The sequence below is a fragment of the Collinsella sp. TM06-3 genome (genome assembly GCF_003436395.1).
Classification (GTDB): domain Bacteria; phylum Actinomycetota; class Coriobacteriia; order Coriobacteriales; family Coriobacteriaceae; genus Collinsella.
Genome location: NZ_QSPG01000012.1, coordinates 1 through 24,866, shown reverse-complemented (window position 1 = coordinate 24,866; position 24,866 = coordinate 1). Strand labels below are relative to the sequence as shown.

Sequence of the window (24,866 nt, the reverse complement as noted above, 5' to 3'; positions counted from 1 at the left end):
CCTCGGATTGGCAAACCCTGGTAACAGTTATACCAACTTATACCGAGTTATACCAATAGCATGTGACAAAGGAACTGCCCCTTTGTCACATGTGGCCGAAAAACTCGGCGTCTGCTGCTCGCCAGGGGCGGAAGGTGGCGGGATCGACCTTTACGTGCGCCGCAGCGGGTGCGTCGTACCATTTGACCGTGTAGCCGGCGCCGTGGGCGCAAAAGACCGAGTCGGGCGTGTTGGGCAGATCGGCCTCGGGCTCGTAGGCGGCAGCCTCGATTACGCGCTCGCCATCATGGCAAGCCGCATAACCGGCGAACTCCAGGTACAGATGCCCGCGACCGCTCGTGTAGGCAGCCACCTCCAGCGCATAATCTTGCACCTCGGATGCCGGAACGCGACCCACAAGCTTCGCCCGGTCTCCCGCCATCGTCGGCGGCTCGTACTCGGCACTCATGCGCGTGGCATCCGAGAGCGCCCGGCCCACGCACTCCCCCGGCACCTCGAGCTCAAAGCGATACCACGGCTCCAACAACACCGCCGCGCCGGCCTCGCGCGCCTGCATCAAACCCTGGCGAATCGCGCGGTACGTGGCCTGGCGAAAATCGCCGCCCTCGGTGTGTTTGGCATGCGCGCGGCCGCCCGTGAGCGTAATGCGCACATCGGTGATGGGCGAGCCCGTCAGCACGCCCAGGTGGTCGCGCTCCATAGCGTTGGTGAGTGCCAAACGCTGCCAGTTAAGATCGAGCTCGTCGGTCGAGGTCACGGTGCCAAACTGCACACCCGAACCCGCCGGCAACGGCTCCAGGCGCAGATGCACCTCGGCATAGTGGCGCAGCGGCTCAAAGTGGCCCACGCCCTCGACCGGCCGCGAAATAGTCTCCTTATAGAGAATGCCGCCGGGCTCAAACGCAACCGAAAGGCCAAAGCGATCAGCCAACACCCGCTGCACGACCTCGAGTTGCACGGCGCCCATCAACTGCAAATGGATCTGCTCAAGATGCGTATTCCAGCTTACGCCGAGCATGGGATCTTCGTCCGCCAACTCACTCAGCGCTTTAAACACCGCATGAACGTCGTGTTCGCCCGGCAGCACCGTATAGGTGAGGACCGGAGCGATGACGGGCGCATCGCCCGCGGGCTCCGTGCCCAGGGCGTCCCCTGGGCGAACGTGCGCAAGACCCGTCACGGCGCAAATACCGCCAGCAGCAACTTCTTGGGCAAGCTCATACTTCTCGCCGTTATAGATGCGTACCTGATCGACCTTCTGTTCCCACGCCTCGGCACTGGAATGCCCGCTGATCATCTGTTTTGCGCGCAGCGTGCCGCCGGTCACTTTAACCCAAGCCAAGCGCTCGCCACGATCCCCGCGGCTGACACGATAGACGCGCGCGGCAAACTCCGGGAGCCACGCCTGTTCACGCATCAGCGCGCATATGCCATCCAGCAACTCGTCCACGCCTTGGTCCTTGAGCGCCGAGCCGGCAAAGCAGGGAAAGAGCTTGCGCTCGGCAACCATGCGCGACAGCGTTGCGACGGAAAGCTCACCCGCTTCAAGAAACTCCTCGAGTGCCGCCTCGTCCAACGCAGCAGCGTCCTCCTGAACGGCGCCGCCCGCCAGCAGTTCGCTGGCATCCAGGCAGCCTTCGGAAAGACGTTGCCCAAGTTGTGCCAGCAAAACCTCGCGGCCGGGATTCTCCAAATCGATTTTGTTGATATAGATGAACGTCGGGATGTCATAGCGCGCAAGCAGGCGCCACAGGGTTTCGGTGTGCCCTTGTACGCCGTCGTTGGCGCCCACAACCAAAATCGCGTAGTCGAGTGCGCGCAATGTGCGCTCCGCCTCGGCAGAAAAATCGACATGCCCCGGCGCATCAACGAGCATGACGTGGGTATCGCCATGGTCGAGCACGGCCTGCGACGAGAAGATCGTAATGCCGCGCTCGCGCTCGATCGCGTTAGTGTCCAGATGCGAATCGCCATCGTCCACGCGGCCGCGCTTGCGAATACGACCTGCGTTGAACAACATGGCCTCGGCCAGCGTGGTCTTGCCGGCATCGACATGCGCCAAGATTCCAACGACCGCTTGTTTCGACATGGCTCTCCTCTTATTGCAAGCCCATCGCACGCGGCAACGGGCGCTCTCGTTCCACACTGGATGATACAATTTACGGGCCGGCGGGCGAAGCGGGCCCTATCCCCCGACCGAGCTCATCGCCCCGCGTTGCCGCGCAGCGATTTTCGTAGGTTCGCGCCTTGCGAAAGCCGGCACCTCCCCTTTTTGTCTGCCCGGGTTCATCTGGAACGGCAGCGACGCGAGCCCCACAACAACGCGTTTTGCCAAAAAATGGCCCCACCCGGGGCCATTTTCATTTAGATGGAGTGTTGGTATGCGCCTGGGCGCTTATGCCTCGCGCAGCCAGTCAAACGCAACACGCGGTGTGCCGTCCGACACATACACGACGCCGGCGCGCTCGAACCCCGCCTTAACGATCGCACCCTGCATGGGAAGGTTGTCCTGATGCGTGTCGATGCGCAGGTGGTCGGCGCGCTCCTTGGCAAAGACAAACATCGCAGCCGCGATGCCGTGCACGGTGCCGTCGGATGCCACACGGTGCAGCACGGCGTATGGAGTGTCGCTACGCCATTGGCCGCCCTCAATCACGTCATAGCACTCGTCCGGACCCGGTAAAAAGGCAAACGTCGCCACCACGCGGCCGTCGACTTCGCACACGTAACTGCCACCAGCGGCAATATCGGCAGCCAGCTGCTCGGCCGAAGGCGTGCCCTCGGGCCACTGCATGGCGTTGCCATGCGCGCGCATAAAAGCGCGGGCCGCGTCATAGATAGCCATGACGGCGGGAATGTCGGTATCGAGGGTTTTTCTGATCATCACGCGGCGACCTCACGTTTATTGGTATCACTTTGATTGAGCAATGATACCAGCGTTTGAAGAGGGGCGCGAAGCAGATGGGGAGCAAAAAGCGAGCCGCCTGGTCAAAGGCAAAGAGCGAGTTTTTGGGCGCTGCCACCGGCGGCGATATGAGCGATCTGTTTGCGCGCGAAGACGAGCGCCGCGACGCCCTGGACGCCGAGCGCGATGAAGCCTGGCGCTACAAGTCGTGCGAACGCAAAAACCGTTACGACACGCGCGCCGAGGCCGAGGCAGTTATGGCCGACTGCGAAAACCGCGGGCGGCGCGGCCTTGCCTGCTACAAATGCGAATACTGCGGCGGATGGCATCTGACGTCGCACCCCTGGAAATAGGCCCCGCATCGGCACGGCGCTGGCGAAGCGCCGGCCATCGCACGCAAGCTACGGGCGCGGCGGCACCAAAACGTCGTAGCGAACGGCCTTGCCCGCGAGCTGATAGCTCGGCTTAACGCCGGCAAGCAGCGGCCCCTTCACCGGCCGTTTGATAACGACTTTGCGCGGATACACCGCAAGCGCTGCCTGGACCAGCGTCTCCTCGTCGGCGCACGGCTGCTCCAGATGATGCAAAAGCTGAAACTTCTTTTTAACCGCCGCACTCTTGGCGCGCTCGGGAAACATAGGGTCCAGATACACCACGTCGGGAGCGGCGAGCTCACCCTGCTCGATCAGCTCGGCCGTATGGCGAAGGCCGGCAATGCTGTCCTCGCCGGCATGTAAGCGCATTCGTGCCACGGCTGTCGCAAGCGCCGGATCATCTGTCGCGCGATCCAAGGCATCCTTGAGAAGCGCCGCGATCACGCAATCCTGTTCATACAGATCGACGGTAAAGCCCGCGGCCGCCAGCAGCAGCGAGTCCTCGCCAAAGCCTGCTGTGGCATCAATCGCCCATGGTTGTTCGATGCCTTTTGTGCGCGCAGCCTTTACCAACAGCTCTTGCTGCAGACGACCCTGCTTGAGCCGTGGGCGCATGCGGGCAAAATCGGCACGCAGCTCCATCGTGCCATCGGTGAGCGTGAGGCCCTCGAACGTCCGCACGAGCTCTAGCCCTGCGGCCCGAGCAACAGAAAAGGGATCGACGACGCCCATGGACACTCCTTAGCAAACAAAACGAATACATGGGCGCCATTCATGTCGGCACCCAACCGTCCGTTATTGTCCCACATGCGACATGGTCCACAGCATCCCAATGCAAAGCACAGCCATCAATACCGTGCACACGGCAGCGATCACAGAATCACTCATGCGCCTTCCCAGCGACCGCGGCTCATCCACTTGCTTGACTCCGTACATCATGGCTCCTCCTTCGGTCCAGCTCTTACCATGGCCTCATCATCGCAGCGCCGCGCATGCGCTGCCATCGATTTGACTTACGTCCAGCTTTCCTTTTTGAAAGGTTGAACCGTGCAGGCAAGAGACGCTTTCAGGCGCATGCATCGCCGCGTTGAACTACAATGTGCTTCACCATATGTGCAGCACATAGGGTGCGCCAGGTTGGCGTACTCGTATCGAAAGGACCAGCCATGAGCTTCACTCGCAAGACTCTCAAAATCCTTGCCCTGATTTATTTTGTTCTGGGCATCGCCAGTCTCGTCATTGGAATCGCCGGCATCGCGACCGGCAAGTTCGAGTCCACCTACGGATCGAACGCCATGCTCGCCGCGGCCGTGATTATCGCCAAGGGCCTCATCGATCTTGCCGCGGGCGTTGCGGGCATCAAGGGCGCCAACAAGCCTTCGCAGGTGGATGGTGCGTTTAAGCTCGGCATCGTCGCCGCAATCGCCACGATTGCGCAGGCCGTGCTCACGCTTCCCGCGTTTGGCGGCGACGCCATCAACTTTGGCGCCTTTGTCATCGTGGTGTACGACCTGTTCTTTATTCAGCAGGCACACGACATTAAGGCCGAGAACAAGGACCGCCTGTAGACTCCCTCCTTCCACTGCCCCCTACATCCAAGCAACCAACAAGGACCGATCGCGCAGCAACGCGGTCGGCCCTTTGCATTTGCCCAGATAAAACCTGCCAAAATAAACCTGTCCCTTTTTGGTAGGTTAGTGGCGGTACTCGGCGATGATGAAGTCGATGTCGGTCTGAAGGGTGTCCAGATTTGCCAGGCGCTCTTTGTCGGCAGGGCGCGTGCGGTAGTAGTACGGCGTCATCTGGAACACCGCCTCGATGTCGGCCTGCGTCTGGAGCGTAATGTTCGCAGACACCCGCCGCGTCCCGACCAACTCGAGCTCGGTAGTCTTCGGCAGTTTCTCGTCGTTGAGATATGGCGTGTCGTAGAGCACCTCCTTGAGCCCAAGCAGATGCCGAGCACCCGGCACCACGGTATAGAGCGAGCCCTCTGGCGCCAGCACGCGGGCAAACTCACGCTCGTTAAAGGGAGCGAAGAGCTCGGTCACCATATCGAAGGCGCCATCGGCCACGGGGATGTCCTTCATATTGGCCACAAAGTAGGTCGCATCGCCGCGCTTGGCGGCCAGGCGCACCATCTCTTTGCCCAAGTCGAACCCGTAAGCGTCCACGCCCGGCACCGCACCCATGGCGCTGGTGTAGTAGCCCTCGCCGCAGCAAATATCGAGCAAGGTCATGGGGGTGCCCGTAGACACCGCACGCCCAGACACCCGCTCGCGTACCAGCTCAACCATCGCGTCGCGCAACGGCGCATAGTATCCGCGGTTCAGAAAGTCACGACGGCTGCGCGCCTGCGACTTGGGATCGCCCATGGAGTCGCCGCTCTTGGACGAGCGCAGCAGATACAGATAGCCCTCGCGCGCACGGTCAAACCGGTGTCCGCCCGCACATGCAGCACCGCGCTCGTCGTCCACCAAAGGCTCATGGCAAACAGGACACAACAACATGGCAACTCCTTAGCGCGAACAACACAACGCCCACCATTGTCGCACGCCTCCCCCACCTAGTCATTGGGGACGTTTTGGCCGATTGCCTGCCGGGATAGCTAAAACAGCCCCGTCCCAAAAAGACTACCCGCGCTTAGGAGTATCATCGTCTGCGCAAATAAGCACGAATGAGCATGTTAGAGATTGAGAGCGTATGGCAGACACCGCATCTAAGCACATCGACATGACCACCGGCTCGCTGTGGCGCAATATTCCCCTGTTCGCCTTTCCCGTCGCCGCCACGAGCATCCTTGAGCAGCTGTCGAACCTCATCGCCACGGTCATCATCGGTAACTTCTCGGGCGACCAGGGAACCCTCGCCATGGCGGCGGTCGGCTCCAATGTTCCCCTTACCAGCCTTATGATCAACCTGTTTATTGGCCTGTCGCTTGGCTCCAACGTGGTCATCGCCAACGCCATCGGCCGCAACGATCAGAACATGGTCAAGCGCGCCGTCCATACCTCGATTCTGATGGCACTCGTGGGCTTTGTCGTCATCGCGCTGGGCGAGATCTTTGCCGAACCCATGCTCGCCGCGCTCAACGTCCCTGACGAAACCATGCCGCTCGCATCGCTCTACCTGCGCGTCTTTTTGCTCAGCATGCCCTCAATCTTGCTCTACAACTTTGAGGCCGCAATCTTCCGCTCCGTCGGCATCACCCGCATGCCGCTGCAGGCGCTTGCCGTGTCCACCGTCCTCAACATTGGCCTGGACCTCATCTTTGTCCCCGTGCTCCACTGGGGCGTCGCGGGTGTCGCCATCGCCACCGCCATCGCCTATACCGTCAGCGCAGTCACGCTCTTTATCCGTCTGCTCAAGACCGATTCCGTCGTCCGCGTCACCCTGCGCGATCTGGCTATCGACCCCGTCGCCCTCAAGCGCATCGTCAAGATCGGCCTGCCCGCCGGCATCCAAAGCGCCGTCTTTGCCGTCGCCAACATCATCATCCAGTCCGCCATCAACAGCCTGGGCACCGAGGTCATGGCGGCATCCAGCGCTGCCATGAGCCTGGAGTACGTGTGCTACAACCTGCTCAACAGCTTTAGCCAGGCCTGCACCACCTTTGTGGGGCAAAACCACGGCGCTCACCAGATCGACCGCTGCACCAAGACGCTCAAGGTCTGCCTGGTCGAAGGCGGCATCGTCGCACTCACCACCATCGTCATCATCGTCGGTCTGGGGCGCGAGATCCTGGCGCTGTTCAACAGCGACCCCAACATCGTCTCGATCGGCTATATCCGTGTGTGCTCGATCTTCCCGGCATACGCCTTTAGCATGTTCTACGAGAATATGTCCGGCTACCTGCGCGGCTTTGGCATCTCGCTCATGCCCGCCCTCATCACCATGATCTGTGTCTGCGGCATCCGCTTCTACTGGGTATTCTGCGTGTTCCCGCACTTCCGCACCTTTGCGAACATCATGATGGTCTACCCCATCAGCCTGGGCACCACGGCGTTCTTTATGGTCGTGGGGGTATTGCTCTGCCATCCGGCACACACCTACCGTCTGACGCAAGCCAAAGCGACAGCCCGCTAATCACCACACTCAACGCCACGCCAGTCATTAATTGACAATATGCGAGCTCATATAGTCGATAAAGCGCCTCGTGGCGATAGGCATGGTGTCCCAGCTGCGCCAAGCCGCCACGACGTCGCGCGAGGGAGCATGCACGATGGGGCGCACACAAATATCGGCCCGCATGCCCTCGACGGTACGGCGGTAGAGCATGCTCACACCGAGGCCCTCCTCCACCATCGCCATAATGGTGTAGTCATCGGTGACCTCACTCGTCACATGCGGCGATAGCCCGTGCGCGGCAAACGCATCGAGCACCAGACTCTGTTCGCCCTCATCCAGCAGCACAAAAGGTTCGGACGCCAGGTCGGCAAGCGTCACCTTTTCCTTTGCCGCCAGTGGATGGACGGCTGGCAACAGCGCCACCAGCTCGTCGTGATAGACCACGCGTTTCTCGAGCCCCTCGGTAAATCCACGCGCTGTAAAGCAAAAGTCGACCACGCCATCGTGCACCCACTGGGCATTGCGCGTGTAATCGCCCTGCTTGAGGGCAAAGCGCACGCCCGGATGCAGGGCCCCAAAGTCGCGGATCACACGCGGCAACACAGTACGACTCACGTTGGTAAACGTCGCAATGCGAATGTCGGTCGACGAAAGCCCCAGCAACTCCTGGCGCTTGCCCTCAAGCTCGGCCTCGGCAGTTACGATTTGGCGCAGATACGGCAGATACTGTTTGCCGTCGCGCGTAAGCGAGACGCCCTGCTTGCCACGCTCGATAATCGTGGTGCCCAGCTCGCGCTCGAGCGCCTTGACGGCCTGGCTCACCGCGCTTTGCGTATAGCCCAGCTCGTCGGCGGCACGTTTCAGGCTGCCGCAATCGACCACCATACATACAATCTGATACCGCGATGCCATCGTGCCTCCACATCGATGTAGCCGTAAAACGTTTTGCCAGGGCTTTTTCTTCCAACATTAGTACTTCTTAATCATACTGAAGATACATTCGCTTTACTACATCCATATCTGGGAGCAGAATCCTTTTTGCGAAACCGTTCTGTAACAAAAGGAGTCCCATGGATCGCAAAAAAGCAATCGCGCTCTCATTTTCCGTTCCCGTCGCATGGGGCTTTTCGTACCCCCTCATGAAGATCGGCATGGACAGCATGAATGCCACGAGCATCGTTGCGTTGCGCTGCATCATCGCCTTTGCGGCCTGCCTGCTGCTCTTCCACAAGCACGCGGTGCGCATCAACCGTGACCTGATGGTCCGCGCCGCCATCATCGGCGCCATCATGGCAACCGAGATCACCTGCATGTGCCTGGGCTCCAGCCTCACTTCTGCCTCCACCGCCGGCTTTTTGCAGAGCCTGACGGTCGTGATCGTGCCGTTTGCCAACGCGGCCCTGCTGCGTCGCGCCCCCGAGCGCAAGGTGCTCATCGGCACCGCCATCGTCACCTGCGGCATGTTGCTGCTCTCGGGCGCCGACTTTACCAGCCTGAATCCCGGCGCGATCATCATGCTGCTCTCGGCCTTTATCTATGCCGGCCACATTATCGTAGCCAAGCGCTTTGTCGAGGAAGTCGATCCGCTGGCTCTGGGCGTTTGGCAGCTGGGCTTCGGTGGCTTGTTCTCGGGCATCGCCGCATGTACCTTTGGCGGCTTCACGCTTCCCAGCACGCCGAACGAGATCGTCGTTGTCGTTGCGCTTGCACTCATCTGCTCTGCCTACGGCTTTATCACCCAGACGCTCGTGCAGCCCCACGTACCTGCCGAGACCACCGGCTTCGCCTTCTCGCTCGAGCCGGTCTGCTCCGCCGTCTTCTCGTTCTTCCTGGTCGGCGAGGTCCTGAGCCCCATCGCCTTCTTTGGCGCCGCCCTCATCCTCACCGGCGTCATGGTGGCAACCGTCGAGCTTCCGCGCCTTCGCGCACATGGGCACGCTCGTATGGCAGGAGCGCCCGAGCACGTCTCGTAGGCCCACTCCTCATGCAGCCGTGGCATAAAGGTCTCTGGACGCCTTTACAATAGATGCCAACATAGCATCTGCCCTAAAGGAGTTCTATGGACGCTGTAACTCGCGACCGCAACATAGCAACTTGGTTGGGCGATGCGCCGCAGCCGGTACGTGACACTACGAACCAGCTGCTCGAGCGCATCGCCCTCCTGCGTGCCGAGCAGACCATCTACCCGGCACAAGACGACATCCTCAATGCCCTCGCCTACACCCCGGCCGACCTGGTCAAGGTAGTCATCTTGGGTCAAGACCCCTATCACGGACCCAACCAGGCCATGGGTCTGTCTTTCTCGGTGCCTGCGACGCAAACCAAGTTGCCGCCGAGCCTGCGCAACATCTATAAGGAACTCAACGCCGATCTGGGCTGCCCCATTCCCGCCACGGGAGACCTAACCCCCTGGGCACAACAGGGCGTCCTGCTTCTCAACACGACGCTCACCGTGCGCGAACATGCCGCGAACTCGCACGCCAAGCTGGGCTGGAGCACGCTCACCGACTACGTTATTCAGCGCTGCTGCCAGCTGCCCCAGCCGGTCGTCTTTTTGGCATGGGGCCGCTTTGCCCAGCAGATGGTCGAGGGCAAGCTCGCCGCGACCGGCGCGGACAGGGAAAGCAGCAAGTTCTGCCTGGCCTCCACACACCCTTCGCCGCTTTCGGCAAACCGCGCCACGGCAGAACTCCCCGCTTTTATGGGATCGCGCCCCTTCTCAGCAGCCAATCGGCTACTCGAACAGTACGGCTCGACCCCCGTCAACTGGACTTGCCTCGGCTAAAAATCGATACATCAAAAACGCGCCCGACAGCGATCTTGCCATCGGGCGCGTTTCCTATTCGGGCCAAATAAACTGTGTGCGGCCGGCCTCGCCGCCATCGATCAGCAGGCTCTGCCCGGTCATAAACCGGTTGGTCACGCCCACAAAGTAGATCCACTCGGCGATCTCTTGGGCGGTGGCCCAGCGCTTAAGCGGCGTGAGCTCCATAATCTGGTTCCACAGGCGCTCGTCTTCCATCACGCAACGGTTGAGCGGCGTGATAACGCCGCCCGGGTCCACACTGTTGGCGATGGCCTGCGGCGCCAGGCGGTTTGCAAGGTTTTTGGTGTAGGCGATAACGCCGCCCTTGCTGGCAGCATAGACAGGAAACTCCGATCCCGTATGTCCGCTCGCCGACCCCACATTGACCACGGATTTGATAGCCGGCGCCGGCTTGGCGGCAAGCCCCTCCCCCACAAAGGCATAGCACTCGGTCACGTTGATGGTGCCACGCAGGTTGGCAGCGATGTCGTCGGCCGAATCCTGCGTGCCGGCAACGTTTACGATTACCTGTGGTTCAAGGTCGTCTGGAAACGAGTCCGGTTCGCGGACATCAACAATCAGATGCCGGTAGCGCTCGTGTTCGATCGCCGCCGGCAGCAGGTCAAAGCCCACGACCTCGTGGCCCTCGTCCAAAAAGCGCTGCACGCACGCGGCTCCGATACCGCCCGAAGCGCCCGTGATCAAAACCCGCATACTTGCTCCTTAGGCGGTTGCGTGGCGCTCGAGGTACTCGGAGCCCACATTCTCGCGCTCCCAGCCGCGCACGACCTTATAGCCCACGGGGCTCAGAAAGACCTCGCACAGCAGCTCGGCAACAGCACCGGTCAGCGAGCACATAAGGACCTGCACCCAGGTCCAACCAAAGAACGTGTGGCTCACCACAATGGCAAAGACCAAGTTGTCGATAAACTGGCCAACACCCGTGGACACATAAGAGCGGAAGGCAAAGCTCGCAAAGTTATTCTTTTTGAGCATACGGCCGAGCGACTGGTTGAGCGTGGAATTAACCACGGCAGAAACGAGCATTGCCAGCGAAGAGCCCAGCACCACGTACCAGGTGCCGCCAATGGTGGCGTTAAGGGCAGTGTTGACCTCGATCATGCCCGTGTCGTAGTAAGCGCCCCACATGCCGGGCGTGAGCGAGCACGCCCAAAAGCACAGGCTCACGGCCAGGTTGACCAGCAGCGCGAGGACAGAGATTTTGATGGATGCCTTGGCGCCAAAGCGCTTGCAGATCATGTCCTGGCACAAAAACGAAACCCAGCTCACCACAAAGCCGCAATCGAGTGCCAGATACGGCAGGCTGATAAGCTCTTTGTTGGCCAGCAGGTTCATCATGATGACACTCACGAAAAACAGCGAAACCGTTGCCGCGGGAATGCTCCGCAACAGGACCTTGTAGTCCTCCATGACCTTCTTGATCATTATGTACTCCTTTGGTTTTAGGTTTAACGAGCAGGATATCGGACCCGAACTGCTCGGACGTCACGGGCTTGAGACGACGATGGGTATAATAGCCGCTCACACGGCATCAGGCAAGCAAACGGCGCGGCAGCCCCACAGGGCCACCGCGCCGATGCATTAAAAGGCTACGTTGCCAAACTCCGACAGGATAAGATCGGGGTTGTGATCGGTTGCCCAATCCACGTTCCACGGGCTCGTGAACAGCAGCAGCTTACCGCCGCGCATGTCCTCGACGCGCAGCGTGTCACGCGTGAGCGAAAGGCCCGGGATATCAATGGTATCGGGGTCGTTCTGAATCCAGCGGATGTCCGTATAGGGCAGCGGCTGGCGACGGACCTCAACACGATACTCGGCCTTGAGGCGGCGCTCGAGTACCTCAAACTGCAGCACACCGACCACGCCCACGATGACGCTCTCCATGCCGGCACCCAGCTCGCGGAAGATCTGGATGGCACCCTCCTGGGCAAGCTCCTCCATACCCTTGACGAACTGCTTGCGCTTGAGCGTGTCGACCTGCGTAATGCGGGCGAACATCTCGGGGGCAAACGTCGGGATCTGCGGATACTGCACGTGGCGCTTGCCGGAGCACACGGTGTCGCCGATGCTAAAGATACCCGGGTCGAACAGGCCCACGATATCGCCCGCGTACGCCTCGTCCACGATGGCGCGGTCATCGGCCATCATCGACGTGCCCGTAGCAAGCTTAAGCTTGCGGTTGCCCTGCACGTGGAAGGCGTCCATGCCACGCTCGAACTTGCCCGAGCAAATGCGCACAAAGGCGATGCGGTCGCGGTGGTTCTTGTCCATATTGGCCTGGATCTTAAACACAAAGCCGCTAAAGTCATCGCGGCAGGGATCGACCGGTTCGCTGGTGAGCGTATCGGTATAGGCGCGCGGCGTCGGGGCCAGACGCAGGAACTCCTTGAGGAAGGGCTCCACGCCAAAGTTGGTGAGCGCCGAGCCAAAGAACGCCGGGCTCAGCTTGCCGCAGGCCACGGCATCCAAGTCGAGCTCGTCGCCGGCGCCATCGAGCAGCTCGATGTCGTCCATCAGGTTCTTATGGTTCTCTTCGCCAATAAGCTCGTCCATGGAAGGATCGCCCAGCTCGGCCTCGACCTCGGCGACCTTCTTGGTGGCGTTGGCGTGGCCGTCGCCCTCAAAGGCGATAACGCGACGGGTCTGACGGTCGAACACGCCGCGGAAGTTGCGGCCGCTGCCGATCGGCCAGTTCATGGGATACGTATTGATTCCCAGGACGTTCTCGATCTCTTCCATGAGCTCAAACGGATCGCGAGCCTCGTGGTCGAGCTTATTCACAAAGGTGAAGATGGGAATATGGCGCAGCGTACAGACCTTAAAGAGCTTTTTGGTCTGGGCCTCGACGCCCTTAGCGCCGTCGATGACCATGACTGCGGCGTCGGCGGCCATAAGGGTACGGTAGGTATCCTCCGAGAAGTCCTGGTGGCCGGGGGTATCGAGGATGTTGACGCAGGCGCCATTATAGGTGAACTGCAGCACCGAGGAGGTAACGGAAATGCCGCGCTCCTTCTCGATGTCCATCCAGTCCGAGACGGCGTGCTTGGCCGAGCTCTTGCCCTTGACCGAACCGGCAGTCTGGATGCTGCCGGTATAGAGCAGCAGCTTCTCGGTAAGCGTGGTCTTACCGGCGTCCGGGTGGCTGATGATCGCGAATGTGCGGCGCGACGAGATTTCATCCGACAGGCTTGCCATGCGGATCCTTTCTTGCATTGAGTGCATTACGTCGATGTAACCGCACTATTGTAGCCGCGAAATCCCGCTCTAGGGCGCCTATCAGGACAAATTCATCAGTTGGGGCCTGGGTAGCCGGCCCAATCCGAATTTGTCTCTTGCGTAACTGTACATAGTGTATATATACTGTGCTTACCGGTTATATACACGTGTAGCCCAACAGCTAAGGAGCCGCTGTGGACATCATCCTATCCAATTCGAGCGACAAGCCCATCTACGAGCAAATAGCCTCGCAAGTCAAAGCTCAGATCCTTTCGGGCGCGCTCGCTGCGGGAGCCAAACTCCCCAGCATCCGTGCACTCGCGAGCGATCTTGGCGTGAGTGTCATCACCACCAAGCGCGCCTACGCCGACCTGGAGCAACTCGGCTTTATCTGCACCGTGCAGGGCAAGGGCTGTTTTGTCGCCGAGGGCAACCAAGAACTCTTGCGCGAAAACCAGCTCTGCCATATCGAAGAGCTGCTTGCGAAAGCGGCGAGCCAAGCCGAAGCCTTGGGCGTCACGCGCGACAAGCTGCACGAGATGCTCGACCTCGTAGCCCCCGAAACCATGCAGTAGCCATCTGCAAGAAAGGCTATACCATGCAAAAGTTGCTAGAACTCAAAGGTGTATCGCGCCGCGTGAGCGACCGCTTTTCACTGCGCGACGTCACGCTTGCCGTGGAGCCCGGCCAGATCGTTGGCTTTGTGGGCGCAAATGGCGCCGGCAAGACGACGACCATTCGCGCCGCGCTTGGGCTTATAAAGCCCGATGCCGGCGAGGTGCATCTGCTTGGACAGCGCTGCGACGCCAACGCGCCCGACGAGACGCAGCGCCACCTGCGCTCCCGCATCGGGCTTGTCCTGGACACGTGTCCCTTCCCCTCCACGCTCAAGGTGGGCCAGGTCGAGAAGCTCGTAGGCCCGGCATACCCCACGTGGAGCTGCGAAACGTTCGCCGGATTCATCGACCGATTTGGCCTCGATCCCAAGACGAAGGTCAAGGACCTCTCCCGCGGCATGGGCATGAAGCTGCAGCTCGCCTGTGCGCTCAGCCACAATGCCAAGCTGCTCGTTTTGGACGAAGCCACCGCGGGTCTCGATCCCATGGCGCGCGAGGAACTGCTCGACGAGTTGCTTACCTTTGTCGCCGACGGCCAGCACAGCGTGCTGCTCTCGAGCCACATTACATCCGACCTCGATCGCACTGCCGACCGCGTCATCTGCATCGATAACGGCTCGATTGTGTTTGACCTGCCGCGCGAGGACATTACCGACCGAGCCGGCATCGCCCACTGCACCCAAGCACAGGCCACAGAGCTTATGGCTTGCGTCGAAGGCGCCCGTGCCGCCCACCACGCCTATAGCGTGGACGTGCTCGTACCCAACCGTCGCGAGGCGCTCGAGGCCTTCCCCGAGATTCCCTGCGACCGGGCAACCATTGATGACTATCTTCGCCTCATACTGAAAGGGGCTTCGAAATGAAACGCGCCTTTATGTCTGAGCTCGCCATCGTCCGCACGCTTGTCCCGAGCATCGCGGGCGTCGGCCTGTTCATCTTCGTCGTACTGACCCTCGCCAACGCATCGGATGGCGATGCCAGTATGAGCGCCGGCGCCTGCGCGGTCAGTGCCATGTCGCCCATCGTGGTCATGAACTCGCTGGCCGGCTACGACAATCAAAACGGATGGGAGCGCTATCGGGCAACGCTGCCCCTCTCGCGCAAAGACATCATCTGCGCACGTTACCTCTGCATTGTTGCCTTCTCGGCCATCATGGCGTGCGCGACCGTGCTTTTGAGCACCATCACTCTTCCGTTCTTCGATCACACGGGCATGCCCTCGACGGGACAGATCGTCTTTGAGACCACAATAGCCTCCGCCGCATCGATGCTCATCTCCCTCATGATGGTGTTTCTGGCACAGCCGCTGTTCTTTCGATTTGGACACATGGAGGCGCTGCGCCTTTCCGTCGGCCTGTTTGCCCTGCTCGGATGCCTTGCCATGGCCACGCTGAGCTCCTCCAACCCCATCAGCAACTGGCTCATGTCGATTGCTGGGGCGAATCCCGATCCTGCCGTCCTCGGCTGCCTGTGCGCAGGAATTGCCGTGCTGGCCCTCGTGCTCTTTGCACTGAGTTGCGCCATCAGTACCAAGGTCTATCGAGCACGCGACCTGTAGGCAAGCGCGGTATCATCGGGCATGCGCCGCAGATCTGGCGCGGTCTTTTATGAGGAGGCGCTCAACCCGTGTCGTGGGTTACAGCAGCATTTGCATCAGCTTTCTTTGCCGGCATCACATCCATTTTGGCCAAATGCGGCATCAGGCACACCGACTCCGACGTTGCAACCGCCATCCGTACTTGCGTGGTGCTCGTATTTGCCTGGGCAATGGCGGGCATTTCTGGATCCATCGGAGCAATCGGCGCCATTCCCGCCAAAGCCTGGCTATTCCTCACCCTCTCGGGACTCGCCACCGGCGCCTCGTGGATCTGTTACTTTAAGGCGCTCAGCATCGGAGACGTCAACAAGGTTGTACCCGTCGACAAGATGAGCACCGTGCTCGCCGTGCTGATCGCCATAGTGCTTTTTGGTGAGACAGGCAACCTGGCGGTCAAGCTCGTGGGAACCGCAGTTATCACGCTCGGCACGTTTTTGATGATCGAGAAAAAGCAGTCCGTCGGCGCAGAGCAAAAGCAAGACCGAGCCTGGCTCGCTTACGCCCTCGGCGCCGCCGTGTTCGCGGCACTCACCTCCGTCCTCGCCAAGATCGGCATCGAAGGTGTCGAGTCAAACCTGGCCACGGCAATCCGCACCTGTGTGGTACTTGTTATGGCATGGGCAATCGTGGCTGCCAAGGGAAAGCTGGAGCAGGTCGCGCGCATTGACCCGCGCGAACTCGCATTTCTTGCGGCATCGGGCATTGCGACCGGCGCGTCGTGGCTGCTGTACTACTACGCCATCGCTGCAGGCCAGGTGAGCGTCGTCGTGCAAATCGACAAACTATCGATTGTCGTATCGGTGCTGTTCGCACGACTGGCCTTCAACGAAAAGCTGTCGCATCGAAGCGCCATCGGCCTTTTCCTCATCGTGCTGGGCACCGCCGCGCTCGCGATTTGGAAGTAGCGTCGGTGCCAGGCGAGATTCAGTCCACCCGCAAATCCGTGACACAGCGCCCACACCGGGCTTGAGATGTTTGTATTGCCCGCGCGCCACCGTGCTACTTGCGCAGCGGCTTGGGCAGCGGAATGCCTGCCGCGATGACGGCGGCGATGATCATGCAGACGATGCCCTTGAGTGGGAAGCACATGAGCAGCAAGCCCACGACCATGACGGGCTGACGCATAACGGCGCCCATCGTCGAGGCCGTGCAGACGGCGACGCAAAAGACCGGATCGGCGCCGGTAAGGATGGCAAGGCCATAGCCCAGGCTTACGCCCGAGAAGATAACCGGGAAGAAGTGGCCGCCACGCCAACCAAGGTTGATGAGGGCGGGCGTCAGCATAGCCTTGACCAGACCGGTCGCGATAAGCACGCCGGCGGGGATGGTCAGATAGGTTTCCATGAGCACATCGGCCTGCGTCTCGCCGGCAAACATGGTGTAGGGCAGGACCGTGCCGCAGATGGCGAGCGCCAAACCGGCCAGCATGGCCTTGACGACGGGGCGCTCCCCTATGGCGTGGGCCAATGCCTCGCTCGCGTGCTCCGAAACAAAGTACAGCCAGCCACAGGCCGTGCCGACGAGCGCCAGGGGAATAAGCCAGGCAAGCTCGAGGTTGCCCACTTGGGCGGCCTCGAACCTCGGCATGCCCATACCGCCGCCCATAAGCTGGCCGAGCAGCAGATAGGTGCCCAGGCCGCCGGCAATCGCGATGCCGTAGACCACGGTCTTTTGCGCCTTGGGCAGCTTGATCGTGATCTCATCGGACGCGGACTCATCGTCATTAGCGCCCTGGCCGTCGGCGCTACCGGCAAGCGGCGCCACAAAGCCAAACACGGGCGCGGTGAAGAGCGCCGTCAGCGCTGCCTGGGTACCCAGCAGCGTGAGCTGCCTGAACTCGGCGCCAAAGCGACGCATGCGGTCGCCGACCCAGCTGCACAGGCCCGCGATAACGCCGGTCAGGCCGGCCTCCGGTCCAATACTTCCGCCAAACAGCAGGGGCAGCAACGCCGCGAGCGAAAGCTTGCCGAGGTTGTCGTACGGGTAGCGTCCGTCTTGCTTAACCTTAGCCATCACCTGGTTGAGGTCATCGGTCTTGGTACCTGTCATCTTTTCGTACAGACCGATCAGCAGGCCGCCCAGGAGGCAGACGAAAAACGGGTACGGCAGAAAGCCAAACGGGCCGTTTGCGAGCTCGGGCGAAGCGACGCCCAGCATATGCGGGATCTCGGTCCATAGATAGTCGATACCGCGCTCCATCGCAAAGAAGAACAGCCAGACCGCGGCGCCCGCAAACGCACCGGTCGCAGCCACGCTCACTAAGAACAGCGCACGGTTTTTGGGTTTTGCAAGGGTATCCATCGGGACCTCCCGTGGTCAAATCGACAAAGATACGTTTTATTGTAGGACGAGCAGGCCTCGGGCGGGCTAACCATCTACGCCGCGAACGGTGCCGTTGGGTGCCGCACGAGCGATGAGCCTAAGGCTTAGGCGCCGATAATCGATGCGATTTGACGCAGGTCGTCGGCAAAGTAGATGCCGGTCTGGCGCTGCGGGCTCGATAGGCCCTTGTCGATCATGCGCCCGAGCAGCGACTTAAGGTCGTTGTAGTACCCATCCAGGTTGTACAGAATGCACGGCGCACTCAAGTGCCCCAACGACACGGCGGACATGACCTCGGCAATCTCCTCGAGCGTGCCCGTACCGCCCGGGAAGGCGATGAACGCGTCGCCGAGCTCGATCATCTTGGCCTTACGCTCGGCCATGTCACTCGTCACGATGAGGTCGTCAATACCGTCGTGTTGAAACTCTGCCTCGATAAAAAAGCTTGGCTCCACGCCGGTCACGTGTCCACCGGCATCGAGCACGCTATCGGCAAGCGCGCCCATCAGCCCCGACTTGGACCCGCCGTATACCAGCGCGTGGCCGTTGGAGCCAATCCATGTGCCGAGCTGCCGCACCGCAGGCAGAAACGCCGGGTCGTTACCGACGCTGGCGCCCAGGTATACCGTAATATTCATATTTTTGTCCCCCTCATCGTGACGCGCGGCGCCCGCCCTAGCGTTGGCGTCGGCGATATTCGCGCACGCGGCGCGACAGGTCGGCGAGCTCATCGCGGTCGAGCTCTTCCAAATGCTCCAGATCGTCCATAAAGCGCGCCATGGTGTCCTTTTGGCGCATCTTGATGAGCGTATTGCAGTAGTTCACTGCCACGCCCGTGAGCATGGCGATGTAGAAGATGCTGATGACGCTCAGGACGACGGTGATAGCGCGGGCAACCGGCGTCTCGGCCGGGATATCACCAAAGCCGATCGTCGAGACCGTCTCAAAGCTAAACCAGAGGCCATCGCCAAACGTAAGGGTCGCAGGGTCGGACAGCCAGACGGCCGTCGAGCACAGCAGATAGAAGACGAGAAACAGGCCCGTGATGCGCGCAAAGCCAGCCTGGCGCAACACGTCGGCAAGCGTCCTCAACTTGTTCATCGCGACCCCTTTTCCCAGACGCCCAATCACATTCGCTCGGTATTGTCCCACGCCTCCCCCGCAAACGGAACCAGTCATTGGGGACGTTCTTGTTTGACTAGTCATTTAAGAACGTCCCCAATGACTACCCAACCGGCAGTTAGGAACTGTCCCAACTGCCGGGCGGGACCGTTTAGCGGCTCAGCTGCCGACTAAGCATGCTGAGCTGGTATCCTTATGCGAAACTGTCTCAACTCGATAGGATTTCATGTGAAACCTTCCGCCGTCCTTCGCTTAGCCCTACGCCGCACCCTGGCTGTCGCGCTTGCCGCACTCACCGTGCTGAGCGCCGTCATGCCTGCCCCCGCCTTTGCCGCCGACTCCGACCAGCAGGTCAAGACGGTCCGCGTTGGCTGGCTCGTCAACAACAAAGGCTTCCAGGAAGGCACGCCGGGCGAGCGCCTCTCGGGATGGGGCTACGAGTACCTCCAGACCCTCTCGTATTACACAAAGGGCTGGCAATACGAATACGTTAGCGGCACCTTCTCCGAGCTTATGGACATGCTCGAGGCAGGCGAAATCGACCTCATGCCCAACATCTCGTATTCGGCAGAACGCGAGCAGAAGCTGCTCTTTTCCTCGAACCCCGAGGGCACCGAGCGCTACTACATCTACGCCAGGCCCGACCGCGACGACCTGGCCAAGGGTGACCCCCAGGCGCTCCAAGGCCTCACCATCGGCTGCAACTCTGGCGTTATGCAAACTATCGTCGGCCAGCAGTGGCTCGCCGACGAAGGCGTTACCTGCACCTATAAAGAAATCGACACCGGCAGTGCCCTCTTTGAGGCGCTTGCAGACGGCGAGGTCGACGCCGTCATCATGAACGACACCATTTCGTCGCCCGATGCGTCACCCATGTTCTACGTAGGCTCGAGCGACTACTATTTTGCCGTTCCCAAAAGCCGCCCTGATCTGATGAACGACATCAACGCCGCCATGACGACCATCGCCCGCGATAACCCGCGCTATAACGAGGAAGTCAAATCGAGTTACTCGACCCAAAACAGTGGCTCGTCATCGCTCACCGGCCCCGAGACCACCTGGCTCAAAGAAAACGGCAATACCATCACGATCGGCTATCTTAAAAACCAACTTCCCTACTGTACGCAAAATGACGACGGCGAGATGGAAGGGTCGCTCGCCTCGCTTGCAACGACGTTGCACGACAAGTTTGGCATTACGGTCAAAACAATCGCACTCTCGAGCAACAAACAAATGATCAAAGCCCTTTCCAACGGGACCATCGATGTCGCCCTGCCGTTGTTTCGCGACTACTGGCTCGCCGAGCAGACAGGGGTCATCCAGTCAAACTCGATGGGAACGGTTTCGCTGACCGCCATTCACAGTGGCAAAAACCTGAACAGCGACCTTAAGAACATCGCTTGTACAAAGAGCACAATCGTTAACCGTTTTGAGCTCGAAAGTCTCTTTCCGAACGCAACGGTAACCGAGTATTCGAATGACGGCGAGGTGCTCAAAGCCCTCGATGAGGGGAAGGCACGTTGCATCATTGTCCCCAGCACGCGCCTGGAAACTCTCCGCGACATCTACGACATCGAGGATTTCGAAACACAGGAACTCACCAACACGGCACAACTATCGTGTTTAATTTCGCGCGGCAAGCCCGAGCTGCTGGGAATCATCAATAAGGGCATCGTCAATGCAGGTGAATCGCTCTCTGCAAACAGCTATTTCCCCACATCGTACTCGGCGCAAGAATCGGATGCGTTCCGACTTCTCTACCGCAACCGCATCGTCATTGCGGCAGTCGTCATTTGCATTTTGCTCACCGGCATCGTCATCCTTGTCTGGTCGCTTTACCGCGCACAGGAGGAACGGCAGAAAGCCGATGCCGCCAACGCCGCCAAAACCGCTTTCCTCACGCGCATGAGCCACGACATCCGCACGCCGCTCAACGGCATCCTGGGCCTTATCGAAATTGAGGAATTGAGAGAAGGCGACATGCAGGTCGCCCGCGAAAGCCGCGCCAAGGCGCGCGTTGCCGCCAATCACCTGCTGTCACTGATTAACGACATCCTCGAGATGGGCAGGATCGAGGAGCGCAAAGTGACGCTCGAGCACGAATCATTCAACCTTAAAGAGCTGTGCGACAATGCGCTCGTACTGTGCAAGCTCCGCGCATCGGACCGCGGCATAACCATGCTCGACACCAGCGAGCCCTACGCTGTCGACCAATATATGATCGGCAGCCCCACCCATATTCGGCAGATCCTTGTCAACCTGCTCGACAACAGCATCAAGTACAACAAGCACGGAGGCACCGTCACGTTCTCATCGACCATCAAACCGGTCGACGACGAGCACGCCGTGTTTTGCTTTAGCGTCTCGGATACCGGCATTGGTATGACATCCGAGTTTTTGGCACACATTTACGAGCCGTTTGCCCAGGAAGGCGACGATGCGCGCAGCAAGTTCCAAGGAACCGGCATTGGCATGTCTATCGTCAAATCGCTCATCGATATGATGGGCGGCACGATTGAGATTTCGAGTGAGGTTGGCGTGGGGAGTACGTTTGACGTCCGGATTCCGCTCGATATCGACAAGAACCCTCAGATAAAAGAACGTGCAGACGCGCAGGTAAGCAGCTGCTCACTCGCCGGCATGAACGTCCTTTTGGCAGAAGATAACGAACTCAATGCCGAGATTGCCCAAGCTCTGCTCGAAAGCGAAGGCATCGTCGTGACTCGCGCCGCCGACGGCAACGAAACGGTCGATCTATATGTTGGTCGTCCCGCCGGCAGCTTCGATGCAATCCTGATGGACATCATGATGCCGGGCATGGACGGCTACGAGGCAACCCGGGCGATCCGCCTGAGCGAAAAGGCCGATGCGGCCGACATCCCCATCATCGCGCTCACCGCCAACGCCTTTGCCGAAGACGCCAAGGCGGCACACGACGCCGGCATGAACGCCCATCTGCCCAAACCGCTCGACTTTAGCAAGCTCAAAAACATACTCGCCTGTATCAAGAAAAATGGGGCTGTTTCGCTATAGTTTGTGCTCAACCACCATGCACAGCCAGAAAGGAAGCCAACGATGTTTAGGCCCTTACGTCGAAAGAAACGCGCCATCACTGACGAGGAAGCGCGCGAGTTGCTCGCCACCTGTAAGCGCGGCGTCTTTGCCGTCAACGGCGATGATGGCTACCCCTATGCCATTCCCGTCAACTACTTCTTTGACGCCGAGCACGACAAGATTTATTTCCATGGCGCCAAGGCCGGCCACAAGGTCGATTCGCTCAGGCGTGACGATAAAGTCTGCTTTACCGTTTACGGCAACGAGTGGTACAAGGACGGCGACTGGGCTCCTTACGTCATGAGCACCGTGGTCTTTGGCCGTTGCCGCCTGGTAGATGAAGCGCCTGCGTTTATCGAGGACAAAGTCCGCCAGCTCGCGCTTAAGTACTACCCTTCTGCCGAAGAAGTCGAGGAAGAAATCGCCAAAGACATCAAGGGCGTCCAACTCTACGAGATTTCAATTGAGCATCTTTGCGGCAAGCAGATTCAGGAAAAGTAGCGAATGCGAAAAACGCGCTCGCTACCCTCTGCGCCCCATGCGCCCACGCATTTTGACGGCGTGGGCACATGGGGCAGCACTCGAATCGAGCGCCCCCTATACCCCAAAAACGTAGCGGTCCAGGCGGTCGCACGCCTCCCTTACGCGCGAAAGCGGCAGCGCCAGATTCACGCGAATGTGGCAGGGCCCGTGGAACGGGCGGCCGTCCTGATACCCCACGCCCACGCGCGCCCCCTCGTCGAGCAGCCACTGAATATCGCGGCCATGCTCGCGGCACCACTCGGTGCAGTCCAGAAACACCATGTAGGTGCCCTGCGGACGCGAATAGGACACGCCCGCAAAATGCTTGTCCACGTAATTGCAGAAGTAGTCGACGTTGCCCTCGATGACCTCATTGAGCTCATCGAGCCACTCGTAGCCCTGCTGCTGGTAGGCACCGATAAGCGCATGCATGGAGATGACGTTCATCTCGTTGTAGTGGGTCTTGTCGGACACGGCGCACACGCGGTCGCGCAGCGTCTCGTTATAGATGATGTGGTAGCTGCCGACCAGGCCCGCCAGGTTAAACGTCTTGCTGGGCGCGTAGAGGGCAACCGTGCGCATGTGGGCGTCCTCGCTCACCGACTGCGTCGGGATATGCTTGTGGCCCGGCAGGATGATATCGGACCAAATCTCATCCGAGATCACCACGCAATCGTGCTGACGATAGATGTCCATGGCACGTTCGATCTCGTCGCGCTCCCATACGCGGCCGCAGGGATTGTGCGGCGAGCAGAACACGGCGGCATGGATATGGTTTTGTGCGAGCTTGCGCTCCATGTCCTCAAAATCCATGCGCCACACGCCCTGATCGTCGAGCTTAAGCGGGCTGTGGACAATGCGATAGCCCACGGCCTCGATGGACTTGGTAAAGCCGATGTAGGTGGGACTGTGGACCAGCACCGCATCGCCCGGCTGGACATATGCGCGCAACGTCGACACGACACCGCCCAGTACGCCGTTTTCGTAGCCGATATGCTCAGGGAGCAGGCCTTCGACGCCATTACGGCGGGTCTGCCATTCGATGATGCGGTCGAAGTACTCGTCGCGCGGATTGAAATAGCCAAACATGGGATGCTGGGCGCGCTGAATGATGTACTCCTGGACCGTGGGCACCGTGGCAAAGTTCATGTCCGCTACCCACATGGGGATGCGGTCGAAGCCCTCGTCGGGTGCGTTCGGAGCCATGCCGGGAATTTCTCCCCAGGAGTCAACGGCGATGGCGTCCATGCCGTGGCGGTCGATAAGCGAGGTAAAGTCGTATTTCATGCTGAGCTCCCGTGCAAAGTGATTGTTTCGGTAGGCGTTATTGTCCACCAGCATGGGCGGTTTTGGCATGGGGTTTGGCGTTGAATTTGGCGGGTGCGGACGAGTAGCTGGTTAGTCTCGCGCGTCGTTGATGGCGGTTATCGTCAACCTGGTTCCGTCGACCGTAAACGATATGTCAAGCCCAGCGTAAGCCAAATGGTAAACGCGGTTTGGCTCGTGTTTGCTACCCGCACGGCGCGGATCTTGGCGAAGCACCTCGATCAAGCCGGGGAGCTTTGTGTCCGGGACCATGTCCCGCAGCGCTTGCGGGAGCTCGACATCGAGCTCTTGCCATGGCGCGTCCTCAATCCAGCCGCCCGTCGCATCCGGGTGACAGTCCGCAAACGGAATGTAAGGCTTAATGTCGTAGATGGGCGTACCGTCGCGCAGGTCGGCCCCCAGCACATGGATGATGGGACCATCGTCGGTGAGCTCGACACGATCAAGCTTGACGCAGGTGAGCCCGATGGGATTAGGGCGAAACGGACTGCGCGTGGCAAACACGCCCACGCGTTCGGCTCCACCCAGACGCGGTGGGCGCACGGTTTTCGACCATTTTGCGTTGGTGCCGGACCTGTCCTGCGTTTTGGCATCGGCGGCTATGTCCTTAGCCGTGCCGCCGGGCGTTCCGTTTTCGAAGCACCATAGCAGCCATAGGTGAGAGAAGGAGTCCAGACCCTCAACTGCAGCGTTGGAGGCAAATTCCGGCTCAAAGACGATGCGTCCCTGCAGATGGGGCGCCAAAAAGCTGTTGCGTGGGATGCCGAACTTCTGCGGCAGGTCGGTATGTATGTGTGCAATAGGTTCCATGCCGGTCATTGTACGGCATGGAGGCGTGGGGTGTTGCGCGCAATTCTTCGCCGCGGTCCCCGTCGTGCAACCCTTGATTATCGACTTTATCCGAACACCTCCCACATTC

Annotated in this window: 24 protein-coding genes; 11 read left to right on the top strand and 13 right to left on the bottom strand. The window is 60.1% G+C overall.

What is annotated here, in order from left to right; translation table 11 throughout:
* Window positions 1–85: 85 nt before the first annotated feature.
* The gene (locus DXD56_RS06265) at window positions 86–2,089 is read right to left on the bottom strand and encodes a translation factor GTPase family protein (RefSeq protein ID WP_117640592.1); all 2,004 of its coding nucleotides are present in this window, start codon (window positions 2,087–2,089) and stop codon (window positions 86–88) included.
* Between the two features lie 306 nt (window positions 2,090–2,395).
* Window positions 2,396–2,884, bottom strand: coding sequence for an N-acetyltransferase (locus DXD56_RS06260; RefSeq protein ID WP_117640591.1), 489 nt, complete (start codon window positions 2,882–2,884; stop codon window positions 2,396–2,398).
* 77 nt (window positions 2,885–2,961) lie between these two features.
* Between DXD56_RS06260 and DXD56_RS06255 the strand changes: the two genes are divergently transcribed.
* A complete protein-coding gene (locus DXD56_RS06255; RefSeq protein WP_055310006.1) occupies window positions 2,962–3,258 on the top strand; it encodes a hypothetical protein in 297 nt (98 codons plus the stop codon).
* Window positions 3,259–3,306: 48 nt separating this feature from the next.
* On the opposite strand, the gene DXD56_RS06250 is transcribed toward DXD56_RS06255, so the two are convergent.
* Complete coding sequence (locus DXD56_RS06250) at window positions 3,307–4,011, bottom strand: class I SAM-dependent methyltransferase (RefSeq protein ID WP_117640590.1); 705 nt, start codon at window positions 4,009–4,011, stop codon at window positions 3,307–3,309.
* A gap of 434 nt (window positions 4,012–4,445) precedes the next feature.
* Between DXD56_RS06250 and DXD56_RS06245 the strand changes: the two genes are divergently transcribed.
* On the top strand, window positions 4,446–4,847 hold the full coding sequence (locus tag DXD56_RS06245) for a hypothetical protein (RefSeq protein WP_117640589.1): 402 nt from the start codon (window positions 4,446–4,448) through the stop codon (window positions 4,845–4,847).
* Window positions 4,848–4,973: 126 nt separating this feature from the next.
* Here DXD56_RS06245 and DXD56_RS06240 read toward each other — a convergent pair whose 3' ends face one another.
* Entirely contained in the window at window positions 4,974–5,786 is an 813-nt protein-coding gene (locus DXD56_RS06240; RefSeq protein ID WP_117640588.1) for a putative RNA methyltransferase, read from the bottom strand.
* 193 nt (window positions 5,787–5,979) lie between these two features.
* Between DXD56_RS06240 and DXD56_RS06235 the strand changes: the two genes are divergently transcribed.
* Window positions 5,980–7,362, top strand: a complete 1,383-nt coding sequence (locus DXD56_RS06235) for an MATE family efflux transporter (RefSeq protein WP_117640587.1) — start codon at window positions 5,980–5,982, stop codon at window positions 7,360–7,362.
* Window positions 7,363–7,389: 27 nt separating this feature from the next.
* Here DXD56_RS06235 and DXD56_RS06230 read toward each other — a convergent pair whose 3' ends face one another.
* Window positions 7,390–8,256, bottom strand: a complete 867-nt coding sequence (locus tag DXD56_RS06230) for a LysR family transcriptional regulator (RefSeq protein ID WP_117640586.1) — start codon at window positions 8,254–8,256, stop codon at window positions 7,390–7,392.
* A 158-nt stretch (window positions 8,257–8,414) separates the two neighbouring features.
* Here DXD56_RS06230 and DXD56_RS06225 point away from each other — a divergent pair, with 158 nt between their 5' ends.
* Together DXD56_RS06225 and DXD56_RS06220 are read left to right on the top strand one after the other, a co-directional pair.
* A complete protein-coding gene (locus tag DXD56_RS06225) occupies window positions 8,415–9,317 on the top strand; it encodes a DMT family transporter (RefSeq protein WP_117640585.1) in 903 nt (300 codons plus the stop codon).
* 86 nt (window positions 9,318–9,403) lie between these two features.
* A complete protein-coding gene (locus DXD56_RS06220; RefSeq protein WP_117640584.1) occupies window positions 9,404–10,129 on the top strand; it encodes a uracil-DNA glycosylase in 726 nt (241 codons plus the stop codon).
* Window positions 10,130–10,183: 54 nt separating this feature from the next.
* Here DXD56_RS06220 and DXD56_RS06215 read toward each other — a convergent pair whose 3' ends face one another.
* The 3 genes from DXD56_RS06215 to DXD56_RS06205 form a co-directional block, all read right to left on the bottom strand.
* On the bottom strand, window positions 10,184–10,864 hold the full coding sequence (locus DXD56_RS06215) for an SDR family NAD(P)-dependent oxidoreductase (RefSeq protein ID WP_117640583.1): 681 nt from the start codon (window positions 10,862–10,864) through the stop codon (window positions 10,184–10,186).
* 9 nt (window positions 10,865–10,873) lie between these two features.
* Window positions 10,874–11,596, bottom strand: a complete 723-nt coding sequence (locus DXD56_RS06210; protein WP_233524951.1) for a VUT family protein — start codon at window positions 11,594–11,596, stop codon at window positions 10,874–10,876.
* A gap of 156 nt (window positions 11,597–11,752) precedes the next feature.
* Window positions 11,753–13,366 (bottom strand): peptide chain release factor 3, encoded by a 1,614-nt coding sequence (locus DXD56_RS06205; RefSeq protein WP_055286676.1) that lies wholly within the window; start codon window positions 13,364–13,366, stop codon window positions 11,753–11,755.
* Between the two features lie 215 nt (window positions 13,367–13,581).
* Between DXD56_RS06205 and DXD56_RS06200 the strand changes: the two genes are divergently transcribed.
* The 4 genes from DXD56_RS06200 (at window position 13,582) to DXD56_RS06185 (ending at window position 16,506) form a co-directional block, all read left to right on the top strand.
* A complete protein-coding gene (locus tag DXD56_RS06200) occupies window positions 13,582–13,962 on the top strand; it encodes a GntR family transcriptional regulator (RefSeq protein WP_117640582.1) in 381 nt (126 codons plus the stop codon).
* A 23-nt stretch (window positions 13,963–13,985) separates the two neighbouring features.
* A complete protein-coding gene (locus DXD56_RS06195) occupies window positions 13,986–14,867 on the top strand; it encodes an ABC transporter ATP-binding protein (RefSeq protein ID WP_117640581.1) in 882 nt (293 codons plus the stop codon).
* Window positions 14,864–15,562 carry an ABC-2 transporter permease gene (locus DXD56_RS06190; protein ID WP_117640580.1) on the top strand — a complete coding sequence of 233 codons (699 nt, stop codon included), beginning with the start codon at window positions 14,864–14,866 and terminating at the stop codon, window positions 15,560–15,562. The genes DXD56_RS06195 and DXD56_RS06190 overlap by 4 nt, the downstream gene beginning before the upstream one ends.
* Window positions 15,563–15,630: 68 nt before the next feature.
* On the top strand, window positions 15,631–16,506 hold the full coding sequence (locus tag DXD56_RS06185; protein WP_117640579.1) for an EamA family transporter: 876 nt from the start codon (window positions 15,631–15,633) through the stop codon (window positions 16,504–16,506).
* Window positions 16,507–16,600: 94 nt separating this feature from the next.
* Here DXD56_RS06185 and DXD56_RS06180 read toward each other — a convergent pair whose 3' ends face one another.
* The 3 genes from DXD56_RS06180 to DXD56_RS06170 all read right to left on the bottom strand — a co-directional run bounded on the left by DXD56_RS06180 (window position 16,601) and on the right by DXD56_RS06170 (window position 19,024).
* On the bottom strand, window positions 16,601–17,902 hold the full coding sequence (locus DXD56_RS06180; RefSeq protein WP_117640578.1) for a chloride channel protein: 1,302 nt from the start codon (window positions 17,900–17,902) through the stop codon (window positions 16,601–16,603).
* A gap of 125 nt (window positions 17,903–18,027) precedes the next feature.
* Entirely contained in the window at window positions 18,028–18,561 is a 534-nt protein-coding gene (locus tag DXD56_RS06175) for a TIGR00730 family Rossman fold protein (protein WP_117640577.1), read from the bottom strand.
* 37 nt (window positions 18,562–18,598) lie between these two features.
* Window positions 18,599–19,024: a potassium channel family protein gene (locus DXD56_RS06170; RefSeq protein ID WP_158549363.1), complete on the bottom strand. Its 426-nt coding sequence runs from the start codon at window positions 19,022–19,024 to the stop codon at window positions 18,599–18,601.
* 249 nt (window positions 19,025–19,273) lie between these two features.
* Between DXD56_RS06170 and DXD56_RS06165 the strand changes: the two genes are divergently transcribed.
* Window positions 19,274–22,078 carry a transporter substrate-binding domain-containing protein gene (locus DXD56_RS06165; protein ID WP_158549361.1) on the top strand — a complete coding sequence of 935 codons (2,805 nt, stop codon included), beginning with the start codon at window positions 19,274–19,276 and terminating at the stop codon, window positions 22,076–22,078.
* 42 nt (window positions 22,079–22,120) lie between these two features.
* Window positions 22,121–22,600 carry a pyridoxamine 5'-phosphate oxidase family protein gene (locus tag DXD56_RS06160; RefSeq protein WP_117630053.1) on the top strand — a complete coding sequence of 160 codons (480 nt, stop codon included), beginning with the start codon at window positions 22,121–22,123 and terminating at the stop codon, window positions 22,598–22,600.
* 96 nt (window positions 22,601–22,696) lie between these two features.
* Here DXD56_RS06160 and DXD56_RS06155 read toward each other — a convergent pair whose 3' ends face one another.
* Window positions 22,697–23,908: a MalY/PatB family protein gene (locus tag DXD56_RS06155; RefSeq protein ID WP_117640574.1), complete on the bottom strand. Its 1,212-nt coding sequence runs from the start codon at window positions 23,906–23,908 to the stop codon at window positions 22,697–22,699.
* Window positions 23,909–24,019: 111 nt separating this feature from the next.
* The gene (locus DXD56_RS06150; RefSeq protein ID WP_233524950.1) at window positions 24,020–24,757 is read right to left on the bottom strand and encodes a tRNA (N6-threonylcarbamoyladenosine(37)-N6)-methyltransferase TrmO; all 738 of its coding nucleotides are present in this window, start codon (window positions 24,755–24,757) and stop codon (window positions 24,020–24,022) included.
* Between the last annotated feature and the right edge of the window lie 109 nt (window positions 24,758–24,866).